The organism is Achromobacter sp. JD-1 (genome assembly GCF_038594925.1).
Lineage (GTDB): Bacteria > Pseudomonadota > Gammaproteobacteria > Burkholderiales > Burkholderiaceae_B > Achromobacter > Achromobacter spanius_C.
The window spans coordinates 351,134-376,993 of sequence record NZ_JBCGCS010000004.1 but is presented as its reverse complement, the minus strand read 5'-3'; the positions used below and the strand labels follow the sequence as shown (position 1 = coordinate 376,993).

The 25,860-nt window shown below is 66.6% G+C and carries 25 protein-coding genes; 16 read left to right on the top strand and 9 right to left on the bottom strand.

Annotation, left to right across the window (positions count from 1 at the left end; translation table 11 throughout):
* Window positions 1-14: 14 nt before the first annotated feature.
* The 10 genes from WBR68_RS09610 (at window position 15) to ccmI (ending at window position 8,085) form a co-directional block, all read left to right on the top strand.
* The gene (locus tag WBR68_RS09610) at window positions 15-668 is read left to right on the top strand and encodes a cytochrome c3 family protein (protein ID WP_230694054.1); all 654 of its coding nucleotides are present in this window, start codon (window positions 15-17) and stop codon (window positions 666-668) included.
* Complete coding sequence (gene ccmA / locus WBR68_RS09605) at window positions 655-1,344, top strand: heme ABC exporter ATP-binding protein CcmA (protein ID WP_230694053.1); 690 nt, start codon at window positions 655-657, stop codon at window positions 1,342-1,344. The genes WBR68_RS09610 and ccmA overlap by 14 nt, the downstream gene beginning before the upstream one ends.
* Window positions 1,310-1,975: a heme exporter protein CcmB gene (gene ccmB / locus WBR68_RS09600; protein ID WP_050447999.1), complete on the top strand. Its 666-nt coding sequence runs from the start codon at window positions 1,310-1,312 to the stop codon at window positions 1,973-1,975. The genes ccmA and ccmB overlap by 35 nt, the downstream gene beginning before the upstream one ends.
* A gap of 101 nt (window positions 1,976-2,076) precedes the next feature.
* Window positions 2,077-2,826 carry a heme ABC transporter permease CcmC gene (ccmC, locus tag WBR68_RS09595; RefSeq protein WP_050448034.1) on the top strand — a complete coding sequence of 250 codons (750 nt, stop codon included), beginning with the start codon at window positions 2,077-2,079 and terminating at the stop codon, window positions 2,824-2,826.
* Window positions 2,823-3,014 (top strand): heme exporter protein CcmD, encoded by a 192-nt coding sequence (gene ccmD / locus WBR68_RS09590; protein ID WP_342490495.1) that lies wholly within the window; start codon window positions 2,823-2,825, stop codon window positions 3,012-3,014. The genes ccmC and ccmD overlap by 4 nt, the downstream gene beginning before the upstream one ends.
* Window positions 3,011-3,538: a cytochrome c maturation protein CcmE gene (gene ccmE / locus WBR68_RS09585; protein WP_230694052.1), complete on the top strand. Its 528-nt coding sequence runs from the start codon at window positions 3,011-3,013 to the stop codon at window positions 3,536-3,538. The genes ccmD and ccmE overlap by 4 nt, the downstream gene beginning before the upstream one ends.
* Entirely contained in the window at window positions 3,535-5,559 is a 2,025-nt protein-coding gene (locus WBR68_RS09580) for a heme lyase CcmF/NrfE family subunit (RefSeq protein ID WP_230694051.1), read from the top strand. Before ccmE ends, WBR68_RS09580 begins: the two co-directional genes overlap by 4 nt.
* Window positions 5,556-6,077 carry a DsbE family thiol:disulfide interchange protein gene (locus tag WBR68_RS09575; RefSeq protein WP_083447438.1) on the top strand — a complete coding sequence of 174 codons (522 nt, stop codon included), beginning with the start codon at window positions 5,556-5,558 and terminating at the stop codon, window positions 6,075-6,077. Before WBR68_RS09580 ends, WBR68_RS09575 begins: the two co-directional genes overlap by 4 nt.
* A 77-nt stretch (window positions 6,078-6,154) precedes the next feature.
* Window positions 6,155-6,601 carry a cytochrome c-type biogenesis protein gene (locus WBR68_RS09570; RefSeq protein WP_370641210.1) on the top strand — a complete coding sequence of 149 codons (447 nt, stop codon included), beginning with the start codon at window positions 6,155-6,157 and terminating at the stop codon, window positions 6,599-6,601.
* Window positions 6,598-8,085, top strand: coding sequence for a c-type cytochrome biogenesis protein CcmI (ccmI, locus tag WBR68_RS09565; RefSeq protein ID WP_230694050.1), 1,488 nt, complete (start codon window positions 6,598-6,600; stop codon window positions 8,083-8,085). The genes WBR68_RS09570 and ccmI overlap by 4 nt, the downstream gene beginning before the upstream one ends.
* A gap of 179 nt (window positions 8,086-8,264) precedes the next feature.
* Here the strand turns inward: ccmI and WBR68_RS09560 are convergent, their stop codons facing one another.
* From WBR68_RS09560 to WBR68_RS09545, 4 genes are all read right to left on the bottom strand, one after another.
* Window positions 8,265-11,468 (bottom strand): tetrathionate reductase subunit A, encoded by a 3,204-nt coding sequence (locus WBR68_RS09560; RefSeq protein ID WP_230694049.1) that lies wholly within the window; start codon window positions 11,466-11,468, stop codon window positions 8,265-8,267.
* Window positions 11,469-11,488: 20 nt separating this feature from the next.
* Window positions 11,489-12,523 carry an NrfD/PsrC family molybdoenzyme membrane anchor subunit gene (gene nrfD / locus WBR68_RS09555; protein WP_050448003.1) on the bottom strand — a complete coding sequence of 345 codons (1,035 nt, stop codon included), beginning with the start codon at window positions 12,521-12,523 and terminating at the stop codon, window positions 11,489-11,491.
* A 19-nt stretch (window positions 12,524-12,542) separates the two neighbouring features.
* Window positions 12,543-13,313, bottom strand: a complete 771-nt coding sequence (gene dsrO, locus WBR68_RS09550; protein ID WP_230694048.1) for a sulfate reduction electron transfer complex DsrMKJOP subunit DsrO — start codon at window positions 13,311-13,313, stop codon at window positions 12,543-12,545.
* A 187-nt stretch (window positions 13,314-13,500) separates the two neighbouring features.
* Window positions 13,501-14,034: a DNA-deoxyinosine glycosylase gene (locus WBR68_RS09545; RefSeq protein ID WP_050448005.1), complete on the bottom strand. Its 534-nt coding sequence runs from the start codon at window positions 14,032-14,034 to the stop codon at window positions 13,501-13,503.
* 301 nt (window positions 14,035-14,335) lie between these two features.
* Here WBR68_RS09545 and WBR68_RS09540 point away from each other — a divergent pair, with 301 nt between their 5' ends.
* Complete coding sequence (locus WBR68_RS09540) at window positions 14,336-15,205, top strand: pirin family protein (RefSeq protein ID WP_050448006.1); 870 nt, start codon at window positions 14,336-14,338, stop codon at window positions 15,203-15,205.
* 36 nt (window positions 15,206-15,241) lie between these two features.
* Here WBR68_RS09540 and WBR68_RS09535 read toward each other — a convergent pair whose 3' ends face one another.
* The 4 genes from WBR68_RS09535 to WBR68_RS09520 form a co-directional block, all read right to left on the bottom strand.
* Window positions 15,242-15,871: a class I SAM-dependent methyltransferase gene (locus tag WBR68_RS09535; RefSeq protein WP_230694047.1), complete on the bottom strand. Its 630-nt coding sequence runs from the start codon at window positions 15,869-15,871 to the stop codon at window positions 15,242-15,244.
* Window positions 15,868-16,446 (bottom strand): PDDEXK nuclease domain-containing protein, encoded by a 579-nt coding sequence (locus WBR68_RS09530; protein ID WP_446697885.1) that lies wholly within the window; start codon window positions 16,444-16,446, stop codon window positions 15,868-15,870. Before WBR68_RS09530 ends, WBR68_RS09535 begins: the two co-directional genes overlap by 4 nt.
* A gap of 99 nt (window positions 16,447-16,545) precedes the next feature.
* The gene (locus tag WBR68_RS09525) at window positions 16,546-18,402 is read right to left on the bottom strand and encodes a phosphoenolpyruvate carboxykinase (GTP) (protein ID WP_050448009.1); all 1,857 of its coding nucleotides are present in this window, start codon (window positions 18,400-18,402) and stop codon (window positions 16,546-16,548) included.
* A gap of 143 nt (window positions 18,403-18,545) precedes the next feature.
* Window positions 18,546-20,168 (bottom strand): acyl-CoA synthetase, encoded by a 1,623-nt coding sequence (locus WBR68_RS09520; protein WP_230694046.1) that lies wholly within the window; start codon window positions 20,166-20,168, stop codon window positions 18,546-18,548.
* A gap of 105 nt (window positions 20,169-20,273) precedes the next feature.
* On the opposite strand from WBR68_RS09520, the gene WBR68_RS09515 reads away from it, so the two are divergent.
* The gene (locus tag WBR68_RS09515) at window positions 20,274-21,017 is read left to right on the top strand and encodes a TetR/AcrR family transcriptional regulator (RefSeq protein WP_230694045.1); all 744 of its coding nucleotides are present in this window, start codon (window positions 20,274-20,276) and stop codon (window positions 21,015-21,017) included.
* On the opposite strand, the gene WBR68_RS09510 is transcribed toward WBR68_RS09515, so the two are convergent.
* Window positions 20,963-21,916, bottom strand: a complete 954-nt coding sequence (locus WBR68_RS09510; RefSeq protein WP_230694044.1) for an SDR family oxidoreductase — start codon at window positions 21,914-21,916, stop codon at window positions 20,963-20,965. The two genes, WBR68_RS09515 and WBR68_RS09510, sit on opposite strands and share 55 nt — an antisense overlap.
* 137 nt (window positions 21,917-22,053) lie before the next feature.
* On the opposite strand from WBR68_RS09510, the gene WBR68_RS09505 reads away from it, so the two are divergent.
* The 4 genes from WBR68_RS09505 (at window position 22,054) to WBR68_RS09490 (ending at window position 25,753) form a co-directional block, all read left to right on the top strand.
* A complete protein-coding gene (locus tag WBR68_RS09505; RefSeq protein WP_230694043.1) occupies window positions 22,054-22,848 on the top strand; it encodes an enoyl-CoA hydratase/isomerase family protein in 795 nt (264 codons plus the stop codon).
* 114 nt (window positions 22,849-22,962) lie between these two features.
* Window positions 22,963-24,258 (top strand): Zn-dependent hydrolase, encoded by a 1,296-nt coding sequence (locus WBR68_RS09500; protein WP_230694042.1) that lies wholly within the window; start codon window positions 22,963-22,965, stop codon window positions 24,256-24,258.
* A gap of 104 nt (window positions 24,259-24,362) precedes the next feature.
* Window positions 24,363-24,698 (top strand): thioredoxin family protein, encoded by a 336-nt coding sequence (locus WBR68_RS09495; protein ID WP_006226863.1) that lies wholly within the window; start codon window positions 24,363-24,365, stop codon window positions 24,696-24,698.
* 164 nt (window positions 24,699-24,862) lie between these two features.
* On the top strand, window positions 24,863-25,753 hold the full coding sequence (locus tag WBR68_RS09490; RefSeq protein WP_230694063.1) for a DMT family transporter: 891 nt from the start codon (window positions 24,863-24,865) through the stop codon (window positions 25,751-25,753).
* Window positions 25,754-25,860 lie beyond the last annotated feature (107 nt).

Here is a 25,860-nt window from a genome sequence, read left to right as displayed (position 1 = left end):
GACAGGACGCCGCCATGGTCAAGCTGCTAAAGCGCTACTGGAACATCATCCGCCGCCCCAGCGTGCATTTCAGCCTGGGCTTTCTGACGATAGGCGGCTTCATCGGCGGCATCCTGTTCTGGGGCGCCTTCAACACCGCGATGGAGCTCACCAACACCGAAAAGTTCTGCACCGGCTGCCATGAAATGCGCGACAACGTCTATGCGGAATTGAAGGGCACCATCCACTTCACCAACCGTTCGGGCGTGCGCGCGCTGTGTTCGGACTGCCACGTGCCGCACAACTGGACCGACAAGATCGCCCGCAAGATGCAGGCGTCCAAGGAAGTGTGGGGCAAGATCTTCGGCACCATCGACACGCGCGAAAAGTTCGTCGACAAGCGGCTGGAACTGGCTCAGCACGAATGGGCGCGCTTCAAGGCAAACGATTCGCTGGAATGCCGCAACTGCCACAACTACGAATACATGGACTTCACGCGCCAGAGCGTGCGCGCGCAGAACATGCATTCGACCTATCTGGCGAACAAGTCCAAGACCTGTATCGATTGCCACAAAGGTATCGCGCACACACTGCCGCATATTCCGCCGGGGCAAACGTCCAACGCGACGCCGGCCGCCATCGCACCCAAGGAAATCGCCAAGGCGGAGCCAGCCAGTGCGACCCGCTGACGCACCGCCGCCCTTGCTGGCCGCCAGCGGCCTGTGTTGCCCGCGTGGCGGTGTGGCGGGGCAAGGCCTGGGCGCCTTGCACTTCGACCTGCACGCCGGCCAGTTGCTGCACTTGCATGGCGCCAACGGCAGCGGCAAGACCAGCGTGCTGCGCATGCTGGCCGGTTTGCTGCAGCCCGTGGCTGGCGCCTTGCATGCACGGGGCCGTGACGTGTCGCGCGACCCATCGTCCTACTTTGCGCGCGTGGCGTACCTGGGCCACGCCAATGGGCTGTGTGCCGACCTTACCGCGTTGGAGAACCTGCGCTACAGCCTGCATGTTTCCGGCGTGCCGCAATGCGATGACGCCATCGCGGCGGCGTTGGCCAACTGGCGCTTGCATGATTGCCTGCATACCCCGGCGGCCCGCCTTTCGCAAGGGCAGGCGCGTCGGGTGGCGCTGGTGGCCGTGATGCTTAGCGGCAAGCCGCTATGGCTGCTGGACGAACCCGATGCGGGGCTGGACGCGGCCAGCCTGGCGCAACTATGGGCCATGCTGGACGCGCACCTGAACGGTGGCGGCGCGGCGGTGGTGGCCTGCCATCGGCAACCCCTAACCGCGCCCGATCGCCTGCAAACCCTGAACATGGATGACTACGCGGATGCTGGCCACGCTGTCTCAGTTGGTGTTGCGTGACATCCGGCTGGCCTGGCGACGGCCCGCCGACACGCTGGGCGCCACCTTGTTCTTCGTGGTGGCCGGATCGCTGTTTCCGCTGGCGGTCGGCCCCGACCCGGTGCTGCTGCGCGCGATTGGCCCCGGCGTGCTGTGGGTGTGTGCGCTGCTGGGCATCTTGCTGAGCCTGCATCGCCCTTTCACCCAGGACCACGACAACGGCGCGCTGGAGCAGTTGCTGGTGTCGCCGCATCCGCTGCCGCTGCTGGTGGGCGTGAAGCTGGCGGCGCACTGGTTCAGCGCTTGCGTCCCGCTGATTCTTGCCAGCCCCATCCTGGCATTGCAGTTTGATTTGCCGCCACAAGCCATCGGCGTGCTGGTCCTGTCCCTGCTGTTGGGCACCCCCACGCTGGCGCTGGTGGGCGGCCTGGGCGCGGCGCTGACGCTGGGCCTGCGTGGCGCCGCGCTGTTGCCCTTGCTGGTGTTGCCGCTGTATGTGCCGGTGCTGATCTTTGGCGCGGGCGCGGTGTCGGCCACGCACGCCGGGCTGGGCGCCGGGCCGCAACTGTCGCTGCTGGGCGCGTGCCTGTGCCTGGCGATCCTGCTATGCCCCTGGAGCGCGTCCGCCGCGCTGCGCGTGGCGTTGGAATGAGAGGGCCCATGCACAAGCCCCCTGTCTTCGAACCACGCGGCGTGGCAACGGCTTCGGCATCGGGCGCGGACCCGGACTTGAACGCGGGCTCAGGCTCTGGCATGCGCTCGCGCCCTGGCTGGATGCGCTACGCATCGCCCGCTGTGTTCTACCCGCTGGCCGGCCGATGGATTCCCTGGCTGGCGCTGGCCGCCGCCCTTTTTGCCGCCGCCGGTTTGTACGTTGGCCTGGTGGTCGCTCCCCCGGACAGTCAGCAGGGCGAGGTCTATCGCATCCTGTTCATTCATGTGGCGGCCGCATGGATGTCGATGTTCCTGTACCTGGTGATGGCGGGCTATGCCGCGCTCGGCCTGATCTACCACACGCGCCTGTCGTTCATGATGATGCGCGCGCTGGCGCCTACCGGCGCGCTCTTCACCTTCCTGACCTTGTGGACCGGCGCGCTGTGGGGCAAACCCACCTGGGGCGCGTGGTGGGTCTGGGATGCGCGGCTGACGTCGGAATTGATTCTGCTGTTTCTGTACCTGGGCTTCATTGCCCTGCAAGCGGCCACCGACGACGTCCGCCGGGCCGACCGCAGCGGCGCCATCCTGCTGCTGGCCGGCGTGATCAACGTGCCCATCATCTATTTCTCGGTGCGGTGGTGGAGCACGCTGCACCAGGGCGCATCCATCAACCTGACCACCGCACCCAGCATGGCGCGCATCATGCTGACGGCCATGCTGCTGATGGTGGCGGCGTTCTGGCTTTACAGCGCGGCGGTGGCGCTGGCGCGCGTGCGCGGGTTGATCGCGCAGCGCGAACCGGGCGCTGTGAACGCGGGCCACACAAAGCGCCAGGAGGCGCCATGAGCTGGGACATGCTGTTTTCCTTGCAAGGCCATGGCCCGTACATACTGGGCGCCTACGGCGTGACGGCGGCACTGATGGGGCTGGAAGTTTATTTGCTGTGGCGCCGCGCGCGCAGGCAAGCCGGCCCGCACACTCGGCGCACCTCGCGCCCGCCCCTCGGCCCAGGCGCTGAAGCGAGGCGCCCATGAGCCCGCGCAAGCGGCGCGCCTGGGCCATTGCCGGCGGACTGACGCTGCTGGCCCTGGCCACCACGCTGATCTTGAACGCGCTGCAATCGAACCTGGTGTTCTTCTTCAGCCCCAGTCAGGTCGTCGCGAAAGAAGCCCCAGCCAGCGGCAGCTTCCGCGTGGGCGGCTTGGTTGAACAGGGCTCGGTGCGTCGCGAACCCGACGGCGTGACCCTGCGCTTCATCGTGACCGACACCGCGCACACCGTGCCGGTGGCCTACCAGGGGCTGCTGCCCGACCTGTTCCGCGAAGGCAAGGGCGTGGTGGTGGCGGGCAAGCTGGGCGCGGACGGCGTGTTTCGCGCCACGCAGGTACTGGCCAAGCATGATGAAAACTACATGCCGCCGGAAGCCGCCGATGCAATCAAGCGCGCTGCTGGCGCATCCGGTGGCGCGGTTGACGTGACCGGCAACGTCGCCGGTGCTCGGGTGGGTGCGGCAAGCACCGTCGCCGCCGACTACACCGCTCGCCCGGAGGCCCGATGATTCCCGAGATCGGCCTGTTCAGCCTGATCCTGGCGCTGCTGGTGGCGTTGGCCCAGGCAACGTTGCCGCTGATCGGCGCCGCCACTGGCTGGCAGGCGGGGTTGCGGGTGGCCAGGCCCGCTGCCGTGGGCCAGTTCTGCCTGACGTCGCTGGCCTTTGGCTGCCTGGCCTGGTCGTTCGTCGACAACGATTTTTCGGTGTTGTACGTGGCCGGCAACTCGCACGCCGACCTGCCCGCCGCCTATCGCTTTGCCGCCGTGTGGGGCGGACATGAGGGGTCGCTGCTGCTGTGGCTTTACCTGCTTACGGCCTGGACCCTGGCGGTGGCCGTCTTCAGCCGCCGCCTGCCCTTGCCCTTCACCGGGCGCGTGCTGGCGGTCATGGGCTGGATCAGCGTGGGCTTTCTGCTGTTTCTGCTGTTCCTGTCCAACCCCTTCGAACGGCTGATGCCGCCCGCCATGGCCGGGCGCGACCTGAACCCGCTGCTGCAAGACCCGGGCATGATCGTGCACCCACCCATGCTGTACATGGGCTACGTGGGTTTTTCCGTGGCCTTCGCCTTTGCGATCGCGGCGCTGCTGTCGGGCGAGCTGGACGCGCTGTGGGCGCGCTGGGTGCGCCCCTGGACCTTGGCCGCGTGGACCTTCCTGACCGTGGGCATCCTGTTGGGCAGCGCCTGGGCGTATTACGTATTGGGCTGGGGCGGCTGGTGGTTCTGGGACCCGGTGGAAAACGCCTCGTTCATGCCCTGGCTGGCGGGCACCGCGCTGATTCACTCGCTGATCGTCACCGAACGCCGGGGCGCGTTCCGCAGTTGGACCGTGCTGCTGGCCATCTGCACGTTTTCGCTCAGCATCCTGGGCACGTTTCTGGTCCGCTCGGGCGTGCTCACCTCGGTACACGCATTCGCGGTGGACCCCGGGCGGGGCCTGTACATCCTGGCGTTCATGACCGTGATCGTGGGCGGCTCGCTGGTGCTGTATGCCTGGCGCGCGCCCTCGGTGGGCCTGGGCGGCGGGTTTTCCTTGCTGTCGCGCGAATCGCTGTTGCTGTCCAACAATGTCGTGCTGACGGTGGCGGCGGGCGCGGTGCTGTTGGGCACCCTGTACCCGGTGGTGCTCGACGTATTGGACTGGGGCAAGATATCCATCGGCCCGCCCTACTTCGAAGCGGTGTTCGTACCGTTGATGACGCCCGCGATCTTCCTGATGGGCGTGGGGCCGGTGGCGCGCTGGAAACAGGCCGAAGTGCCCGACCTGGCGCGCAAGCTGCGCGCAGCCTTCGTCGTCAGCGTGTTGACCGCCGTGTTGCTGCCGCTGGCCATGCCGGGGCCGGCGCGCCTGGGTTCGCCGCTGGTCATGCTGGGCTTGTGGCTGGCCGCCTGGTCGGTGGCCGCGGCCGGCTCGCATGCGTGGCAGCGGCTGACCGACGGCGCCGATGGCGAATGGCTGCGGCGCCTTGGGCGGCAGCCGCGGTCCTGGTACGGCATGCTGCTGGCGCACGCCGGCATCGGCATCTTCATCGCGGGCGTCACATTGGCCAACGGCTATGAGGTCAAGCACGAGATCCGCATGGAGCTGGGCGCCACCCAGGAAGCCGGCGGCTACCAATTCACGTTTGCCGGCATCGCGCCCGCAGCCGGCCCCAACTACAACGCCCAGCGCGCCGTGTTCAACGTCACGCGCGACAGCAATCCGGTGGTGACGCTCTACCCGGAAAAGCGCCTGTACACCGTGCAGGACATGGCCTTGAGCCAGGCCAACATCGATAGCGGCCCCACCCGCGACCTCTTCGTGGCCTTGGGCGAACCGGTGGGCGAACCCGGCGGCAAGGTTGCCTGGACCGTACGCATCCAGGTCAAGCCTTTCATGATGTGGATCTGGGCGGGTTGTCTCTTGATGGCCTTGGGCGGTCTGCTGGCCGCGGGCGACAAGCGCTATCGCCGCCAGCAAGAGGCTGTGGCACGCCAGGCCCAGCGCGGTTTGGCGACGCCAGGGCGCCAGCCACGGGAGGGCTATTGATGCGCTACGTGCTGCCGCTGGCCGTCTTCATGGCAATGGCCGTGTTCCTGGCGATGGGTCTGTCACGCGACCCGCGCGCCGTGCCGTCCGCCATGATCGACAAGCCGGCCCCGCCTATCGACCTGCCGGTGCTGCAGGCGCCCGGCGAACGGCTGGACGTGCAAGCGCTGCGCGGGCAGGTGTGGTTGCTGAACGTATGGGCGTCGTGGTGCGCACCCTGCCAGGAAGAATTGCCGGTGCTGCGCGAGGCCGCCCAGCGCCACGCCATTCCGCTGTACGGCTTGAACTACAAGGACAAGCCCGAAGACGCCGTCGCCTGGCTGGCGCGCAACGGCAACCCGTACGTGGCCTCGGCCAGCGACACGGATGGCCGCGTGGGCATCGAGTATGGCGTCTACGGCGTGCCGGAAACCTTCGTCATCGACGGCGCCGGCCGCATCCGCCACAAGCACCTGGGCCTGATCACGCCAGAGATCTTCCAGATGCGGATCCTGCCGATCGTCGAGGCGCTGAAATGAGCGCGCGGCGGCAAACGCGCATGGGCCTGTGGCTGAAGTCGTGGGCGGCGTTGTGTGGCGTTGCGCTGCTGGGATTGATGCTGGTGCTGACAGTGGCCGCGCCCGCCGCGCACGCCGCCACGCTTTCCTCGGCAGCCTCGCTGCCCACGCTATCGCCCGCCGACCAACAGCGCGCCGACAAACTGGCGCACGGCTTGCGCTGCCTGGTCTGCCAGAACCAGACCCTGGCCGACTCCAATGCGCCGCTGGCCCAGGACATGCGCAACCTGATCCATGCGCAATTGGCCCAAGGTCGCAGCGACGCGCAGATCATGCGTTTTTTTGAAGACCGTTACGGCGACTTCGTGCGCTATGACCCGCCCTTCAAGCCGATTACCTGGCTGCTGTGGCTGGGGCCATTCGCCTTGCTGGTGCTGGGGTTCTGGATGTTGATACGCACCCTGAAGCGGCGCGCCGTGGCCCGTGCGCCGTTGACGGCCGACGAACGCGCCCGCGCCGCGAACTTTCTGGACACAGGCTCATGACCACGCTCTGGATCATCGTCGTGCTGCTGTTGCTGGCGACCCTGCTGTGCCTGATTCCTCCGCTACTGCGCCGCGCGCCCACCCACGCGACGGCGGCCGACGAGACCCTGCGCGCGTTCTACCTGGCGCAGCGCGAACAATTGCAGCGCGACCTGCGCACCGGCAGTTTGAGCCCCGAGGCAAAGGCGCGGGCCGAGGAAGAATTACAGCGTGAACTATTGCAAGATCTGGCGGCACGCCAACCTCGGATGGGGCCGGCGGGCGGCCAGCGCGCAGGCCTTGCCGCCGCCTGTCTGTTGAGCGTGCTGATCCCCGTTGCTGCCGTGTTGCTGTATGGAAAGCTGGGCAACCCGCGCGCGGCAGCGGACATGACTGTGGCGCGCACCGCGCCCGCGCATGCCAGCATGGCGGGCATCGAAGCGGCGGGCAGGGCCGGCGGCGGGACCCGCAATTCGGCCGGGTATGGGACCGACAACGCGGCTGACAACGTCGCTCACAACGAGGCAGACAACGAGGCAGGCAATGACATGGTTCTGGCCATCAACGCCTTGGCGCAACGGCTGCGGGCGGCGCCGGATGACGCCGACGGCTGGTATACGCTGGCACGCTCCTACGAAACACTGGGACGCTACACGGACGCGGTGGCGGCGTATCGGCAGGTGCTGCGGCTGGTGCCGGAGCAGCCCGCCGTATTGGCGGACCTGGCCGACGCCCAGCTCTCGGCCAATCAGGGCAAGCCAGACGCCGAGGCCATCGCGGCGGTGGCGCGCGCACTGCTTGCCGACCCGGACCAGCCCAAGGCCCTGGCGCTGGCGGGCATGATGGCGCTGCGCCGGGGCGACGCGGCCGAAGCATTGGTCCATTGGGAACGCCTGCAAGCGCTGCTGCCGACGGGCTCCGAGGCCGCGCGCCAGATCCAGTCGAACATTGCCCAGGCGCGCGCGACAGCGGCTGGCGCACCGATCACGCCACCAGACAGCGGCAGTGCAATCAACGCGTCGGACAACGCTTCGAGCAACGCATCGAACAACTCATCGATCAACGCTTCGAATATGATTTCGGCCAACACGTCGACCGCCCCGTCGACCAGCTCCACCACCACGACGCCGCCCAACCGCGTGTCTCCCGCCCACTCGGCTCCCGCCCGCATTTCCGGCACCGCGCGCATCGCCGACGCGCTGCGCGATCAGGTCCAGCCCGGCGATACGGTTTTCATCCTGGCGCGTCCCGTCTCGGGTTCGCGCATGCCGCTGGCCATCACGCAGTGGCGCGTGTCGGACCTGCCGCGCGCCTTTGTCCTGGATGACAGCAACGCCATGTCGCCGCAGGCCACGCTATCCGGGGACAGCCGCGTGCGGGTCGAGATCCGCGTCAGCCGCTCGGGCACCGCCGCGGCCCAGCCCGGCGACCTGTCCGGCATGCTGCCCGACGTGGACATCCACGCACGCGACCTGGAGCTGGTGGCCGACACCGTGGTGCGTTGACGCGCTCCCGGGTTGCCGGCCGGCTACGGGCTAAGCCGCCGACAGCGGTTAGAGCCGCTATACCGGCTACCCCAGGCAAACCGGGTCGCCGCGCTAAAGCGGCTCCCCTGCCATACCTGCCATACCTGCCATATCCGCCATACCTGCCATACCCGCCATACCGCGATGCCGCGATGCCGCTACACCCGCTCGATCCGCGCCGGCAGGCCCTGGCGCACAGCGGCGCCAGACACCCAGTCGATCCAGACGTTGGCGTGTTCGCCGCGCGTGGCGTCGCCAAAGCCCAGGTCGTTCAGGTTGACGCCCGCCGCCAGCGTGGCGTCATGCGGCATGGGCTTGCCGTCCACCACGTGCGCGCGCGCGCCCAGCTCGGTATGGCCGTAGCCATGTTCGATGCCGACCGCGCCCGGCTGGACGCCATCGCGCAGCAAGGCCAACCCCGTCACGGCGCCGCCCGGTGTCACCACGCGCACGGCGTCGCCGTTGCGAATGCCCAGCCGCTCGCCATCTTGCCGGTTGATCGACACCGGGTTGTGCGGATGGACCTGGCGCAGCCGGCTAACGCCGATGGACATCGAGCTCATCAGGTTCGACTTGAACGACGTCAGCAAGAAAGGCCAGTCCGTGGCGGGATACTCGGCGCGCACGTCGCGGCCATCCGCCAGGCGCGGCGGATACCAGGTCGGACAGCCGCTGTAGCGCTCGCCCGTCATGGCATGTCGGAACGCCGCCAGGTCTTCGCTCCATAGCTGCAAGGGCTTGGCGTAGGCGGCGCGGGTCTGACGGGTTTGGCGGGTCTCGTCGCTTTGCACCCAGGCGTCATCCACCTTGTCGAAGCGCCCCCCCCGGCTCATCAGCATGGCCACCTGGCGCCACTCGCCCGGCTTCAACTTGTGTTCAAGCAGGCGGCGGTAGCGGTCCACGCCGGTCAGCGCCATGTCTTCATCGCTGGCTTCGGGCACGGGGCGGCCGGCCGCGAAGGCGATGTTGGCCATGCCACGCAGGAAGAAGTCTTCGGGCGTGTCCAGCGCGTGCTTGCCGCCGTCTTTGTCGGTGATGGCGTTGGCGCCAAAACCCGGCATGCCCAGGCGCTTGGCGCAGGCGATCAAGAACGTTTCCAGGCACACCGGTTCATCCGTGGCGGTGCGCGCCACGCGCGGCCGCACGGCCGGCCAGCGCACCGTGGACGCCTTGGCCACCACGTCGGCCCACGGCGCCGACACGCCCCAGCTTTCGTAGGTGACGGTGTCCGGCACGATGTAGTCGGCCAGCGCGTTGGTCTCGTTGATGAAGGGGTTGATCGACACCGATAGCGGCAGGATGCGCGGGTCCTTCATCTTGTCGGCCAGCACCGACTTGAAGCCCGCGATGCCGTACACCGGGTTGCTCATGTGGTTGAACCACACCTTGGCGCGATACGGATACCCCGCCAGCGCGGACGCCAGCATTTCCGAACTAAGCCCGCCAGTGGCCGGATACCAGGGCGCCTCGGCCGGATACGCGGGCTGCCCCGCCGCCTGCTTGCGCTTGAATTCGCTGGACTTCTCGTAGGGGTAACGGTTGCGCGACAGCGCGACGCCCTTGGGCGTCGCGCGGTTGGCGAAGCCCGCGATGTTGTAGCGCGGGCCGGAGCCGTAGGGCGGGAACGGGCCGGCGTCCAGCACCAGGCCGCCGTCCACGTTCAGGTTGCCCACCAGGGTGTTCAACATGGCGATGGCGTAGGCGGTGTAGAAACCCGCGCCGCTCATGGTGCCGCCGTGGGCGTCGGCCACGGCGCGCTTGCCGTGGCTGGTGAAGCGTTCTGCAAGCTGGGCGATCTTGTCAGCCGGCACGCCGCACAGGTCGGCGTATTCGTCCAAGGTTTTACGATGCGATTCCTGGCGCAGCAGCGCCAGCGAAGAACACACGCGCAAGGCTTGCGGCGCATTCGCCATGCCGGGCGCCGCGATGCGCTCATCCACGAACAAGGTCGCGGGCGACGCGCCAGTGTGCGGCGCCAGCGTGCCGTCTTCCAGACGCACGACATACACGTCTTGCCATTTGTCGTCGGCGTCCGACGGACGTGGCCAGCCCAGGTCCGCGCCGCGCAGGAAACTGCCCAGGCGCGGGTGGCCGGGTTCGGCCACGACCAGGTGCGTGGCGTTGGTCCAGGCGGCTTCGCCCGCCGCCTGCATGGCCTGCGGGCCGGGCTGCGCCAAGGCCTTGGCGTCAAAGCGCTCGTGGTCGAGAATCCAGCGGATCAGGCCCATGACCAGGGCCAAGTCGCTTGCTGGGTTCACCGGCAGCCATTCGTTGCCCGACCCGGCCGACAGGCTCGAGGACGCGGGCAGCACGGGCGACACGACCACGTAGGTGAAGCTGTTTTCTTCCGGACGCACGCGCGCTTCGGCCAACTGCCGGGCCTGACGCTGGAACGGGTTGCCGGCCTGCGCGGGCGCGGCGCCGATGAACAGGCCGAAGCGGGCGTTGTCCCAATCAGGCTTGCCATGCGGCATGCCTTTCAGGTCGCCCAGCGCGGCGCCCGTGCCCACGCGAAAGCTCTGGCCGCAATACGAGCCGTGGTTGCTGACGTTGACCGTGCCGAAGGACTGCGCGGCAAAGCGCTGGATCAGCGGCGTGCGGCCTTCGTTGGAGGCGTCGGTGAACAGGAACTGGTTCACGCGCGCGCCGTACTCGGGGTTGGCGGGGTCCAGCAGCGTGTCGCGGTCGAAGATGGCGCGCAGGCCATCCACATGGCCTTCTCCGAACAGGTCGCCGCCTTCGCACACTTCCTGCACCAGTTGTTCAAACGAGATGCTCTGCCACTTTCCAGCCCCGCGCGCGCCTACACGCTTGAGCGGTTGCAGCACCCGGTACGGGCTTTGCAGTTGTTCCAGCATGGCCGAGCCGCGCGCACACGACGTGGCGCGCCCTTCCAGACCGTTGTCACCGCCCAGTTGCGCGTAGACCTCGCGCACGGGGGTTTCCATGGCGGCGGGGCGCGTGGTGGCCAGTGGATGATAAGGGTTGCCCGCCACGCGCAAGATGCGGTTTTCCGCCGTATCCACGCGCAGCCGCACGCCGCATTGGGTCCAACAGCCCAGGCAACTGGACGGGCTGACCGTCTGGCCGGGCTGCGGGCTCAGTACGCCCGTCAGCGGGTCGATGCGGAATTCCGGGGTCAAGGAATTGCCGCGCACGGCATGCGCCGTGGGCGCGCCGGCCGTACCGTGGGCCAGGCCCTTGACGGCGCGCGTGACGGTTTCGCCATAGCCGGCCGCAAAGGCGGCCATGCCACCCGCGACCATGCCGCCGCGCACCATCAGCTTGCGCCGCGCCGCGTCCTGGGGCGTGTCCGGGGTTGTGGTCTGGTCCAGCTTGTCGTCTTCGTGTTGCTTGTTCATTGCTTTGTGTTCCATTGCTGTCAGGCCGCCATGCCGCGTGCACGCGCCGGGTAGGCTTCCAGGGCCCAGGTCACCGCGGTGATCAGGGCCACGCACAAGCCCAACACGCCCACCATGCCCAGCAACCCATCGCTGCCCCAGGGCATGTCGTACAGGTACAGGCCGGCGCCATACTTGGGCACGCCCTGCACGCTCATGAAGACCACCCAGCGAAAGATCCAGGCGGCGCCCAGCATCGTCAGCGCCAAGACGGCAGAAGGTAGTGGCGCGGCCAAGGTGGGCGCGGGCCGCTGCAACAGGGCGATCATGCAAAAACCCGTGATGACCGCGCCCGCCAGGCTCAGGCGCCAGATGGGAAATTCCGCGAACAACCGCAAGGCCGCATCAAACGACGGGTCGGCGCCCACGAGGCCCAGCGCGGCCCAGGCGCCCGCTCCCACCGCCATCAGGATCACCGCGGTCACGCTCAGCCCGCGCAAGCACGCCACCGGCAAGGCCTTCATGCCGCCCGGCAGCCAACGGCCCACCAGGAACATGGCGCCCAGCGCGCCCAGCCAGGCCGTCAAGGCAAAGTTCACGGGCAGGAACGCCGTGTGCCACAAGGGCCGTGAGCGCAGCACCATGACTTCCGCGCCGGTGTAAACCAGGATGGACGCGGCGGACAGCGCCAGCGCCACGCCCAGCACGCGCAGCCAGACAATGCGCCCCCACCACCACGCGGCGCAGAACAGCACCGACAAGCCCACGAACACGGGCAGCAGCAAGGCGCCCAGCCACATCCACGACCAGGGCGTGATGTGCGCATAGAAATGCCAGAATCGGCCGGGCTGGTGCAGGTCGGCCAACAGCGACACGGGCGCGGCGACGGCGCTTACCAGCAGCACGGTGGCCGCGGCCGGCAACAGGCGGCGCAAGGGCGAGCCGGCCTCGCCAAAGGCGGCAAAGACGGCGGTCAGCGCGGTGGTGGCGGCAATGCCGATAAGAAAGAAATACTGCACGGCCCAAGGCAGCCAGGCGGCGTCATAGACCGGCGTGAGCAATTCCGAGATCTGCATGAAAGTCCCCTTCAATGGCTCAATGTCCGCCAGCCAGACGCACGCCCGCCTGGCCATCGACCTGGTGGACAAAGGCGTCGGGCAGGCCGATGTAGTAGACGTGGGGGTCGGTCTTCATGTCTGGCTTGAGCACCTTGATGTCGGCCTTGTGTTCCGCCAGCAGCGTCGAGATGGCGCTGTCGGGGTCGTTCATGTCGCCAATGACGCGCGCGCCGCCCACGCAGCTTTCCACACAGGCCGGCAGCAGGCCGACTTCCAGGCGGTGTTCGCAGAACGTGCATTTGTCGGCCGTCTGCGTGTCGTGGTTGATGAAGCGGGCGTCGTAGGGACAGGCTTGCACGCAGTAGGCGCAGCCCACGCAGCGTTCGTTGTCGACCAGCACGATGCCGTCTTCGCGCTGAAAGGTGGCCTGCACCGGGCAGACCGGCACACAGGGCGGGTTGTCGCAGTGGTTGCACAGGCGCGGCAGCATGACCATGGCGCTGGGGCCGCCGGCGTCGGGGGTGACTTCGTATTGCAGAACGGTGGTGCGGAATTGCCCGATGGGCGGCAGGTTTTCCAGCGAACAACTGACCGTACAGGCCTGGCAGCCGATGCACTTGCGCAGGTCGACCACCATGCCATAGCGCTTGCCGGGCATGCCTGGACGGCGTGGCGGCTGGCCGTTCAGGCCGGTGGCTTCAGCATGGATGGGGATGATGGTGGCGGCGGCGCTCAGGCCAAGCAGCCCTTTGAGAAAACCGCGTTTACCGCGTTGGGCAGGGTCGGGGGGAACGGGTGAGGCAGGCATTGCGGAGAACTCCGGACAGATAACATCTTGTTGCTATTAACTTATCACTCCTGGTTATATAGGACGTTGATATGAATCAAATCGGGGACAGAGAAGAGGCAACGGACGATAAAAATGCCCGCCGATTGGGGCGGGCCTGGGTGCGGGCCTGGGTGTGGGGCTTGAACGGGGGGCTAGCCGTTCGCCACTACAGCGTCAATGCGCGCCGCCACGCCGCGAGCTTCACATCGAACGAGGCGGCGGCGTGGGCCGGGCTGGTGGATGGCAGGTCAAGGTAGTCCATTGGCCGCGCCAGGGTGGGCAGGACGTGTCGGCGATACAGCGCGGCGGCCTTGCCGCCGTTGAAGCAGATGCGCGCAATGTCCGGATGACGGTCCAGGAACGACGCAAAATCATTCGGCACCAGCGTGTCGCGGCGGATGTCGGCGTCCAGGCTACCGGGGCGTTCGCAGGCATGCAGCACGTCCCATAGCGCGACGCCCGCCGCCTTCAGGGCCTGCAAGCGCAGCGCATAGTCCAGGCCCGGATCAAAGCCCAGCACTTGCGCCGCAATGGGCCAGAAGGCGTTGCGTGGATGGGCGTAGTAGCGGGCCTGTTCAAGCGATGCAACGCCGGGCATCGATCCCAGCACCAGCACCCGCGCATCGGGCGCGGCAACCGGGGCAAAGCCCCAAACCTGATCGGAGCGCCCGGCGGGCGCAAGCGTAACGCGGTGTTCCATGGCGGCAGGATACGTCAGACCAGGGCCCGGCTCAAAAATTCGGATTATTCTTAAAAATCCTGGCCTCGCTGCTGGTGATCCAGGCCAGAAAAGATAAGTGGGAAGCAGGTTCAACGGCGTATCGAAGCCGGATCAATGCGGTCTCACCGCACTCGGTCGCCCCGGCAGCCAGAGCCGGTAATCGTCCGATTCATGGAACAGTCCTTATCAGAATCCGGTACTACTGAATCCTTGTTCCGCCCCTATCTTTACCCCCATGACGAACGGCCCCGAAGGGGCCGCGCAATAGGAATTAGATGCCATGAAGAAGATCCTCGGCCTGCACGCTGCTCCGCGCCCCCACTGGGTGGGCGACGGGTTCCCCGTGCGCTCGATGTTCTCGTATCACGACAACGACAAGATCAAGAATGTCAGCCCCTTTTTGCTGCTGGATTACGCCGGCCCGGCCAGGTTCGAGCCGGCCGAGCACCCGCGCGGCGTGGGCCAGCACCCTCATCGCGGCTTTGAAACCGTCACCATCGTCTACAGCGGCGAAGTCGAGCATCGCGACTCCACCGGCAACGGCGGCGTCATCGGCCCCGGCGACGTGCAATGGATGACGGCGGCGTCGGGCATCCTGCACGAAGAATTCCACTCGCCGGCGTTCACGCGTTCAGGCGGTGAACTGGAAATGGTGCAGCTATGGGTCAACCTGCCGGCCAAGGACAAGACCGCGGCGGCGGGCTACCAGAGCATTCTGAACGCCGACATTCCCACCGCTGCCCTGCCCGATGGCGCCGGCAGTGTGCGGGTGATCGCGGGCCACTTCGCGGGCTTGGCCGGCCCGGCACGCACCTTTACGCCCATGGACGTGTGGGACGTGCGCCTGAATGCCGGCAAGTCGGCAAGTTTTCCGATCGAGGCGGGCCGCAACAGCATGCTGGTGATGCTGCGCGGCACGGTGCTGATCAATGGCGAGTCGGTAGCGCGCGATGCGCAGTTGGCGCTGTTCTCCCAGGATGGCGAAGACATCACCGTCGAAGCCAACAACGACGCGGTGTTCCTGGTATTGAGCGGCGAGCCGATCAGCGAACCGGTGGTGGGTTACGGCCCCTTCGTGATGAACACGCAAGCCGAAATCATCGAAGCCATCCAGGACTTCAACGCCGGCCGCTACGGGCAGATGCACTGACGGTATTGGGGTTGAAGCGCCCGCTCGCCCTGCCCCCTAGCCGACTCGCCGCCACACGCTCGCCAGCCACGGCTGTTGTTCGCGTGGCAGGCCGTCAGGCCGGTAATAGTGTTCAAGCTCGTCAAAGCCAGCCTGCGTCATCAGCGAACGCCAGCCGTCCAGATCGTGGTAAGCGCCATAGCGCCCGCGATTCCAGCTTTCCTGGTTGCCGCCTCGCGGATTGGAGCAGAACAGCACGCCGCCCGGGCGCAACGTGGCCCAAAGGTCGCGCAACACGCGCGGCAATTCCTGGCCGGGTACATGGAACAGCACGGCGTTGGCAAACACACCGTCAAAGCGCTCCGGCGGTAGGGACAGTTGCAGGAAGTCCTGGTGCCAGACCTCGCAGCCAGAGGCGGCGCGCGCCATCTCGACAAAGCTGGGCGTGCCGTCCAGCCCCACCGGCCGATGGCCCAGCGCCGCGAACGTCTTCAAGTCGCGGCCGGGGCCGCAACCCAGGTCCAGCAGGTCGAAGGGAGGTGCCCCCTGGATGTGACGCAATAAGGCGGCCACGTTCTGGCTGACGTCATGCGCGCGGGTGCCGGCCTCGAAGGCCGCCGCATTCTCTTCATAATTCGCCAAGGTCAAAGCAGTGATCTTGGCCAGGTCTTCCGGGTCGAGTTTCATGGATGGATTGTGCCTCGTTCGTGCATTGCGCGCTGCTCGATCCGCGAACGCGCCCGCCTGGCCGCCTGTTGCAGCCGTTGCGCCAGCACCGCGCGTGGCGGCAAGTCGGCCAGGTACTGCGCCACGCGTATGCCGTCTTTGTCCAGTTCCAGCAATTCAATCTGCTCGGTCTGCTTGCCCGCGCACACAATGATGCCCAAGGGCGCGGCTTCCTCGGGCTGGCGTTCGAAATTGTTCAGCCAATGCAGGTGGCGTTCCATCTGCCCTTTGTAGGCCACCCTGAATTCATCCACCTTCAAATCAAACGCCACCAGCCGGCCTAGCTTGCGGTGGTAGAACAGCAGGTCCAGGCAGCCGTCATCGCCGTCAGCGGGAATGCGCTTCTGCCGGGCAATGAAGGCAAAGCCGATGTCCAGCTCCAGCAGGAAGGACTCCATGTCGCGGACCACGGCCAGTTGCAGGTCGCCATCCTGGCCACGGCGATGCAACGCCGCCCCACGCGGTTCGGCGTGCGGCCGACCCCAGGATTCGCCCCACGATTCGCTCCCGATTTGGTCCAGATTCCATTTCGCCACGACGACAACTCCTCAGTTAGCCGAGTCAAGAGCGCCATCATGAAATAGATAAGCCCGCGCGCCTACAGAGCACGCGGGCTTATCGGACCAAATCAGCGCTCAGGCGGCCAGGCGCCCTTCAATCTTGGTCTTGGTAGCCGGCAGGTCTTCGGGCAAGCCTTGCGACAACTGGCCGAACAGTTCGTGGTGCAGCGCCAGTTCATCGCGCCAGGCGTCCGCGTCCACCGACATGACCTGTTCGAATTTGTCCGGCGTGAATTCCAGACCGGTCCAGTCGATGTCCTGGTAGCTGGGCGATACGCCAAACACCTGGTCCACGCCCTTGGATTCGCCGTCGATGCGGCCCAGCATCCAGCGCAGCACGCGCATGTTTTCACCAAAGCCCGGCCAGACGAACTTGCCGTCGGGACCCTTGCGGAACCAGTTCACGCAGTAGATGCGCGGCAAGGTGGCGCCGGTGGCTTCCAGTTGCTTGCCCAGCTTGAGCCAGTGGTTGAAGTAGTCGCTCATGTTGTAGCCGCAGAACGGCAGCATGGCGAAGGGGTCGCGGCGCACCACGCCCTGCTGCCCAACGGCGGCGGCGGTGGTTTCCGAACCCATGGTGGCGGCCATGTACACGCCTTCGACCCAGTTGCGCGCTTCGGTCACCAGCGGCACGGTGGTGGAGCGGCGGCCGCCGAAGATGAAGGCGTCGATGACCACGCCCTTGGGGTTTTCCCATTCGGGGTCGATGGACGGGCATTGCGCGGCCGGCGCGGTGAAGCGCGCGTTGGGGTGCGCGGCCTTGCGCCCGGTTTCGCGGGCGATGGCGGGCGTCCAGTCCTGGCCCTGCCAGTCGATCAGGTGCGCGGGCGGCGTGTCGGTCATGCCTTCCCACCAGACGTCGCCATCATCGGTCAGCGCCACGTTGGTGAAGATGACGTTGGCCTTCAAGGTGGCCATGGCGTTGAAGTTGGTCTGCTCGCTGGTGCCCGGAGCCACGCCGAAATAGCCGGCTTCCGGATTGATGGCGTGCAGGCGGCCGTCGGGGCCGGGCTTGATCCAGGCGATGTCGTCGCCGATGGTGGTGACCTTCCAGCCGTCCATGCCTTGCGGCGGAATCAGCATGGCGAAGTTGGTCTTGCCGCAGGCCGACGGGAACGCCGCGGCCACGTGGTACTTGCGGCCCTTGGGCGAGGTCACGCCCAGGATCAGCATGTGTTCGGCCAGCCAGCCCTGGTCGCGACCCATGGTGGACGCAATACGCAAGGCGAAGCATTTCTTGCCCAGCAGCGCATTGCCGCCATAGCCGGAACCGAAGCTCCAGATTTCACGGCTCTTGGGGAAGTGCACGATGTACTTGGTGGGGTTGCACGGCCAGGCCACGTCGGCCTCGCCCGCCGCCAGCGGCTTGCCCACGGAATGCACACAGGGAACGAAGTCGCCATCGGTGCCCAGCACGTCGTACACCTGCTTGCCCATGCGCGTCATGATGCGCATGTTCACGGCCACGTAGGGGCTGTCGGACAGTTCGACGCCGATGTGGGCGATGTCCGAACCCAGCGGGCCCATCGAAAACGGCACCACGTACAGCGTGCGGCCGCGCATGGCGCCGTCGAACAGGCCGTTGAGCGTGTCGCGCATCTCGGCCGGATCAGCCCAGTTGTTGGTGGGGCCGGCGTCTTCGGGCCGGTCGGAACAGATGAAGGTGCGGTCTTCCACGCGCGCCACGTCGGACGGGTCCGAGCAGGCCAGGAAGGAATTGGGCCGCTTGGCGGGGTTGAGCCTGCGCATCGTGCCGGCCTGGACCATTTGTTCGCACAGGCGGTCGTATTCTTCTTGCGAGCCGTCGCACCATACGACGTGATCCGGTTTGGCCAGCGCAACAAAACTGGCTACCCAGTCGATCAGGCCGCGATGCTTGACGTAGGCAGGCACGTTCAACGCAGCCAAACCCCCATCCAATGGCTTATTCATTGGGGCTATCTCCATGCTTTAGACAAATGGTGATACGGCCCCGATTGCGTGGGGCCGTATGTAATTTGCGCCATCATACTTGCAGCGCCGGGCAACCCGTCAACCCATCCACATGGACGAGATTGTCACGGGTTGAGACGAGCTCAACGGTAGCTGCCGTCGCGCAACTCTCGACGGATGATCTTGCCGGTGGCGGTGGTTGGCAAACTGGTTACAAAGCGGATGGCGCGCGGGTATTCGTGCGCGGCCAGACGGGTGCGCACATGCGCCTGCAAGGCCTTGACCAAGGCCTCGTCGCCGTCGAAGCCATCGTTCAGCACCACATACGCCATGACGATTTCGGTGCGTTGTTCGTCGGGCACGCCCACCACCGCGGCCATGCGCACGGCCGGGTGGCCGATCAGGCAGTCTTCGATGGGCGCGGGGCCGATGCGGTAGCCGGCGCTGGTGATGACGTCGTCGTTGCGGCCCACGAAGCGGATGAAGCCGCGCGCGTCGCGCACGCCCAGGTCGCCGGTCAGCAGGGTGTCGCCCACGAATTTCTCGGCGGTGGCGTCGGGGTTGTTCCAGTAGCCCAGGAACATGACTGGGTCGGGCCGCAGTACGCCGATGTTGCCCTCTTGTCCATCGGCCACTTCAACGCCCTGGTCATCCACAATAAGCACGCGATGCCCCGGCGCCGCGCGGCCGATCGACCCGATTTCCGGGTCGAACAGCGACGAGCACGACGACACCAGCATGTTGCATTCGGTCTGGCCGTAGAACTCGTTGATGGTCACCCCCAGCACGCGGCGGCCCCAGTCGATCAGTTCGGCGCCCAGCGATTCGCCACCGCTGGCCACCGAGCGCAGCGCCAGCGGGCCGGCGCCTTGCGGGTAGGCCGAGCCGCGCATCATCTTCAGCGCGGTGGGCGGCAGGAAGGTGTGGGTGACGCCGTGGCGCGCCATCAATTCCAAGGCCGACGTGCCGTCGAATTTTTCAAAGCGCCGGGCCAGCACCGGCACGCCGTGGTGCCAGGCCGGCAGCAACACGTCCAGCAGGCCGCCGATCCAGGCCCAGTCGGCCGGCGTCCACATCAGGGCGGCATTTTCGGGAAAGAATTCGTGCGACATCTCCACGCCCGGCAGGTGGCCCAGCAGGACGCGGTGCGCGTGCAGCGCGCCTTTGGGCTTGCCCGTGGTGCCCGACGTGTAGATGATCACGGCAGGGTCGTCGGCGGCGGTGTTCACCGGCGTGTAGTCGTCCGACTCTTCTGCCAAGGCCGCGTGAAACGGCACAGTGCCCTCCTCGCCGTCGCCATCGATGCAATACACGACCTTCAAGTCCGGCAGGCTGGCGCGTATCTCGCGCAGTTTTCGGCAGCCTTCGGCGTCCGTCACCAGCGCCACCGCGCCGCTGTTGGCCAGGCGGAACTGGATGGCGTCCACGCCGAACAGCGTGAACAGCGGCACCGCCACCGCGCCCATCTTGTAGACGGCAATATGCGTGACCGCGGTTTCGGGCGCTTGCGGCAGGTACACAGCCACGCGGTCGCCGCGCGCTACGCCGTGGCGTGTCAGGCTATGCGCCAGGCGGTTGGATTGCGCCTTGATGTCGTCGAACGAATAGCGCGTTTGCGCGCCGTCGCTTTTTTCGAAGATCAGGGCCAGGCGGCCGCTGCCGTCGGCCCATTTGTCGCAAGCGTCCACGCCAATGTTGAAGAATTCCGGCACCTGCCATTGGAATTGGGACACAAGCTGCTTGTAGGATTCGGCTCGGGACAGCATGGTTTTGTCTCTGATGTTGTTATGTATGGATCATCCAGGGCTTGCTCAACTTGCTTGACCCTGGCTCAATAATAAGCTCCGCCCCACCGCCCTATTGCCGTCCGCATGGAAAAAACCCCCGTCGTCCCGACCCGCCGCCCGCCGGCCAGCGCCAAGTCCGAGCAACGCATCCGCGACATTCTGCACATGGCCCGCCAGGTCTTTTCCGAAGCCGGGTTCCAGGCCGCCACAACGACCGAGATTGCCCAGCGGCTGGGCGTGTCCGAAGCCACCATCTTTACGTACTTCGGCGGCAAGCGGGAACTGTGCGTGCGGGTGATCAGCGATTGGTATGACGAAATCATCGCCAAGGTGGAAGACAACCTGCCGCATGTGCAGGGCGCGCGTGCGCAATTGCACTACCTGGTGCACACGCATTTGCGGCACCTGCTGGCCGAAGGGCCGGGGCTGTGTGCGTTCATTCTGTCTGAGGGGCGCGCGCGCAACGACGATTTCGGCGAGATCTACGCCGGCTTGCAGCGCCGCTATACCGCGCCGCTGATGCGTATTCTGGCCCAGGGGCAAGCGGATGGCGACATCCGGCAAGACATGCCGTTGCGTCTGCTGCGTTCTACCGTGTACGGGCCGATGGAGCACGTGCTGTGGGACGCCATTCTGCGTGGCGCGCGCGTGGACGTGGCCGTCACTGCCGATCAACTGGTCGGCTTTTTGTGGCAGGCCTTGCAACCCCCGCGCCAGCATGCCCTGGCGCTGGCCCGCTTTCGCGGCGAAGTGCGCGACGCGCTGCATCGGCTTCAGGCCGCGGAAGAATCGGACGGTTCCGCAAACAAGGATGGCGGCACGTACTGAGGAAAGCCGTTATAGACCTCGCCCCGTTCGGCCGGTTGCAAGGTCCAGGAATGGCGGGCGTTAGGCACGCCGCCGTCCACGCGAATGACCGAGCCGTTGATGAAGGCGGACGCGGGCGACAGCAGGAACACCACCGCCGCCGCCAGCTCGGCCTCGGTGCCGAAGCGTTGCAGCGGCACCTTGGTTTTCAATTCGCGCAGCACCGCGCGGTAGTTGTCGTCGTAACTGTCCATGCCGCTGGACGCGATCCAACCGGGCGCCACCGCGTTCACCCGCACACCCGCATGCGCCCATTCGCAGGCCGCGGTTTCGGTCAGGTTCCACACGCCGGCGCGCGCCGCGCCGGAATGCCCCATGCCCGGCATGCCGCCCCAGATGTCGGCCAGCATGTTCACGATGGCCCCGCCGTGCTGGCGCATATGCTGCGTGTAGACCTCGCGCGCCATCAGGAAGGTGCCGTGCAGATTGTTTTGCACCACGGCGTTCCAGCCATTCAAGCTGATGCGGTCCAACGGCGCGGGAAACTGCCCGCCCGCGCAATTGAACAGACCGTCGACGGCGCCATGGCGCGCCAGCACATCGGCCACCGTGCCGCGCACGCCGGCTTCGTCGCGGATATCGCAGGCATGCAGGCTGATGCGCCCTGCTGCTTCCGGATAGATGCGCACGATTTCCGCGCTTGCCGCTTCCAGCTTTTCCGGCTTGCGCCCCACCAGCGCCAGGTTCGCGCCCAACGATGCAAGCTCGTGCGCGGTGCAACGGCCCAAGCCGCTGCCGGCGCCCGTCACCACCAGGGTCTTGCCGTCAAACAGGCCCGGCCGAAAGACCGAGGCGTAGCGGGCAGTGGCGGTGTCGCCGCCCGGTTGAGGGGCCGCATTGTGGTTTGCCTTGGGGTCCATGGTTTGCTCCGGAATTTTTTTGAGGATAACTCAATATTTACAATCAACACATCCTAGACAGGAGGATTTACCCATAGAATCTTCTGACTGAATTCCTCTTATTTATTGAGCACAATTCAAAGAAACAGGAGACTGGCATGACTGCAAACGCCCCGCTGGACGTCGCGCGCGACGGCGCCATCGCCCGCCTGACGCTGAACCGGCCTGACATGCGCAACGCTTTCGACGAGGCCCTTATCGCCGCATTGACGCACGCCGTCCGGCAAGCCGAGCAAGACCCCAACGTGCGCGTGCTGCTGCTGACCGGCGCCGGCAAGGCGTTTTGCGCGGGCGGCGACCTGAACTGGATGCGCAAGATGGCCACGCATACCGACGCGGACAACCGCGCCGACGCCACCCGGTTGGCGAACATGCTGCACACCATCTGGGCGTGTTCAAAACCGGTGGTGGCGTGCGTGAACGGCGACGCCTATGCGGGCGGCATGGGCTTGCTGTCGGCCTGCGACATCGCCATCGCGGCCGACAGCGCGCACTTCTGCCTGTCGGAGACCCGCCTGGGGCTGCTGCCGGCCACCATCAGCCCTTACGTGATCCGCGCCATGGGCGAACGCGCCGCCAATCGCTACTTTCTGACCGCCGAGCGGTTTGATGCCGCCACCGCGCTGCGCCTCGGATTACTGCATGACGTCGTGCCCGCCGACCAGTTGGGCGAGGCGGTCGACGCCGTGTGCCGCACGCTTTGCGCCAATGGTCCCGACGCGGTCAAGGCCAGCAAGCGGCTGGTACGCGACTTTGCCGGCGCCCCCATCAACGCCGCGCTGATCGCCGACACGGTCGAACGCATTGCGGCCTGCCGCAGCACCGACGAAGCGCGCGAAGGTGTGGCGGCCTTTCTGGAAAAGCGCGAACCGTCTTGGCGGCGCGGTTCTTGAGGCGGGGTTGCCAGGCGGCGTTGCAAAGCCCGCAGCGGGCTGAATAGGTCACCCCCTAGCAGGACGCCACTTGCATGCATGACATAATCCCTGGCGCATCTTCAGGAATTTTTCATGCCGCATCCGACTTCCCCCGCCCCCGCCTCCTCCCCCGCCTTCCCGCCGCTCAACGCCGAGCGTCTGTGGGCCCGCGTTGAAGCCTTGTCCCAGTTCACCCTGCCCGACGTCCCCTGGACGCGCCGCGCTTTTTCGCCGCTGTTCGATGACGCGCGCGCCTGGTTGCGCGGCGAATTCGAAGCCGCGGGCCTGGCGACTCGGCTGGATGCGGGCGGCAACCTGGTCGGCACCCGCGCTGGCCGCGCCCCCTTGCGCAAACCCATCGCCACCGGCTCGCATTGCGACACGGTCATGGCCGGGGGCCGCTTTGACGGCATCATCGGCGTGCTCGCCGGCATTGAAGTCGCGCACACGCTGCAAGAGCACGGCATCGAACTGGCGCACTCGTTTGAAGTCATCGACTTCCTGTCCGAAGAACCCAGCGACTACGGAATTTCCTGCGTGGGCAGCCGCGCGCTCAGCGGCCAGCTCACGGCCGACATGTTGGCCGCCTGTAACCCCGACGGCGAATCGCTGGCGCAAGGCATCGCGCGTATCGGCGGGGACCCCGCCGCGCTGAACGCGCCGCTGCGCGGTCCCGGGGGCACCGCCGCGTTCGTCGAACTGCATATCGAACAAGGCCCCGTGCTGGAAAGCCGCAACCTGCCTATTGGCGTGGTGACCAACATCGTGGGCATTCGCCGCGTGCAGATCGTGGTGGAAGGCCAGCCCGACCACGCCGGCACCACGCCCATGGACATCCGCCGCGATGCCCTGGTGGGCGCCGCCCGCATCATCGACGCGGCCAGCCGCCAGGCCAGCGCCGCCAGCGGCAACCCGCATTACGTGGTGGCCACCGTGGGCCGGCTGTCGATGACACCCAACGCCGCGAACGCGGTGCCGGGGCGCGTGGAGATGACGCTGGAAGTGCGCAGCGATAGCAACGCGGTGCTGGACTCCTTCCCCGAAACGCTGATGGCCGGCGTGGCCAGCGACCTGAAGGCCTTGCGCTTGACGGCGGGCTTCACGGCATTGAGCCGCGCCCAGCCCACCGACTGCTCGCCCTTGGTGATGGATGCCGTCAAGGCGGCCGCCGACCAATTGGGCTACGCGTCGATGCGCCTGCCCAGCGGCGCCGGCCACGATGCCGTCTACATGGCGCCCACCGGCCCCATCGGCATGATCTTCATCCCGTGCCTGAACGGCCGCAGCCATTGCCCGGAAGAATGGATTGAACCGGCACAGTTGCTGGACGGCACGCGGGTGTTGTACCAATCGGTGTTGGAACTGGACCGGGTGCTGCGCGGCACCTGAACAGCGCCCGTCCATCTCGCCCCCGAGGTTATCGGCGGCACCGGGGCGGCGCGCTGCCATAATGGCTGCCTTGCCTCGCTGCCCTGCCCCGGATTTGATACGCCATGGAACAGATAGAACTCAACGACAGCACCGCCGACCGCTTCCTGCTGGACGCCCCTGGTCTTACGCTGCTGGTCTTCCATAGCCGCACCTGCGGCACCTGCCGCATCGCGCGCGAACAGTTGCCCGCGCTGGAACTGCCGGTGGAGCGCGTGTGTTGGGTGGATGCGGGCGACAACCGCGGCCTGGTGGAACGCTACGAAGTCTTTCACCTGCCCGCCATGTTCGTCACGCGCGATGGCGCGTTCTTCGGTCCGGTGCAATCCACGCTGGCCGAATGGGACCTGCGCCAACAGATCGGCCTGGCGCTGGACAGCTATCCCGCCGAACTGCCGTGAGCACGCGAGTGCCTGCTTCTGAGTCGACTTCTGAGTCGACTTCTGGGTCGACTGCCGGGTCTGCTTCTGGCGTTGGTTCCGGGTTTGCTCCCGGGTCTTCCCCTGACCCGGCCCCGGCTTCAAAACCCTTGCGCCTGCCGCTGGACGCGCTGGCCACCACCGGCATGCTGTTGCTGTGCGTGTGCTGGGGGTTTCAACAGATTGCCATCAAGCTGGTCGCGGCCGACATTGCCCCAATCATGCAGATCGGCCTGCGCTCGACCTTCGCTGCGCTGGTGCTCGGCGTGGTGGTGTGGCGAGCCGAAGGCTTGCGCGCCGTGCGCGACCGCACGGCGCTGCCCGGGCTGATCGTAGGACTGCTGTTCGCGGGCGAATTTCTCTTCGTGGCGCAAGGGCTGCTGCACACCACGGCATCGCATATGTCGGTGTTCCTGTACACGGCGCCCATCTTCGCCGCGCTGGGCCTGCACTGGCTGCTGCCCGAAGAACGCATGCAACCGCTGCAATGGTTGGGCGTGGCGGTGGCGTTCGGCGGCATCGCGGTCGCGTTCCTGGTCAAGGGCGATGCGTCACAAGCGGCGGCCGGCGCCCCCAACATGCTGCTGGGCGACGCGATGGGTTTGGCGGCCGGCCTGCTGTGGGGGGCCACCACCGTCGCCATCCGCGCAACATCGCTGTCAGAGGCCGCGCCGTCCAAGACGCTGCTGTATCAAATGGCGGTTGCGGCAGTCGGCCTGCTGGCCTATGCCGCGGCCACAGGCCAGCATGTCATCCACGCAACCCAAGCCGCCATCCTGAGCGTTGCGTTTCAATCCGTGGTGGTGGCGCTGTCGAGTTATCTGGCGTGGTTCTGGCTCTTGCGCAGGTACCTCGCGTCGCGGCTGTCGATCCTGTCATTCATGACGCCGTTGTTTGGCGTGAGCTTCGGCGTGCTGATTCTTGATGAGCCGCTGGACCCCGGGTTCGCTGTTGGGGCCGTGCTGGTGCTGATCGGCATCACGCTGGTGAGTGGCGGTGAAATGGTCAGGGAGTGGGTGCGTAGACGGCGGGGGTGATGGGTTGCGCGCGATTTTCGGAGGTGTTCTTGCGCCGGTTTTGCCGCGCTTCACCCATCCTACGGGCGACGGTTGGTGATGGGTTGCGCGCGATTTGTGGGGGGGTT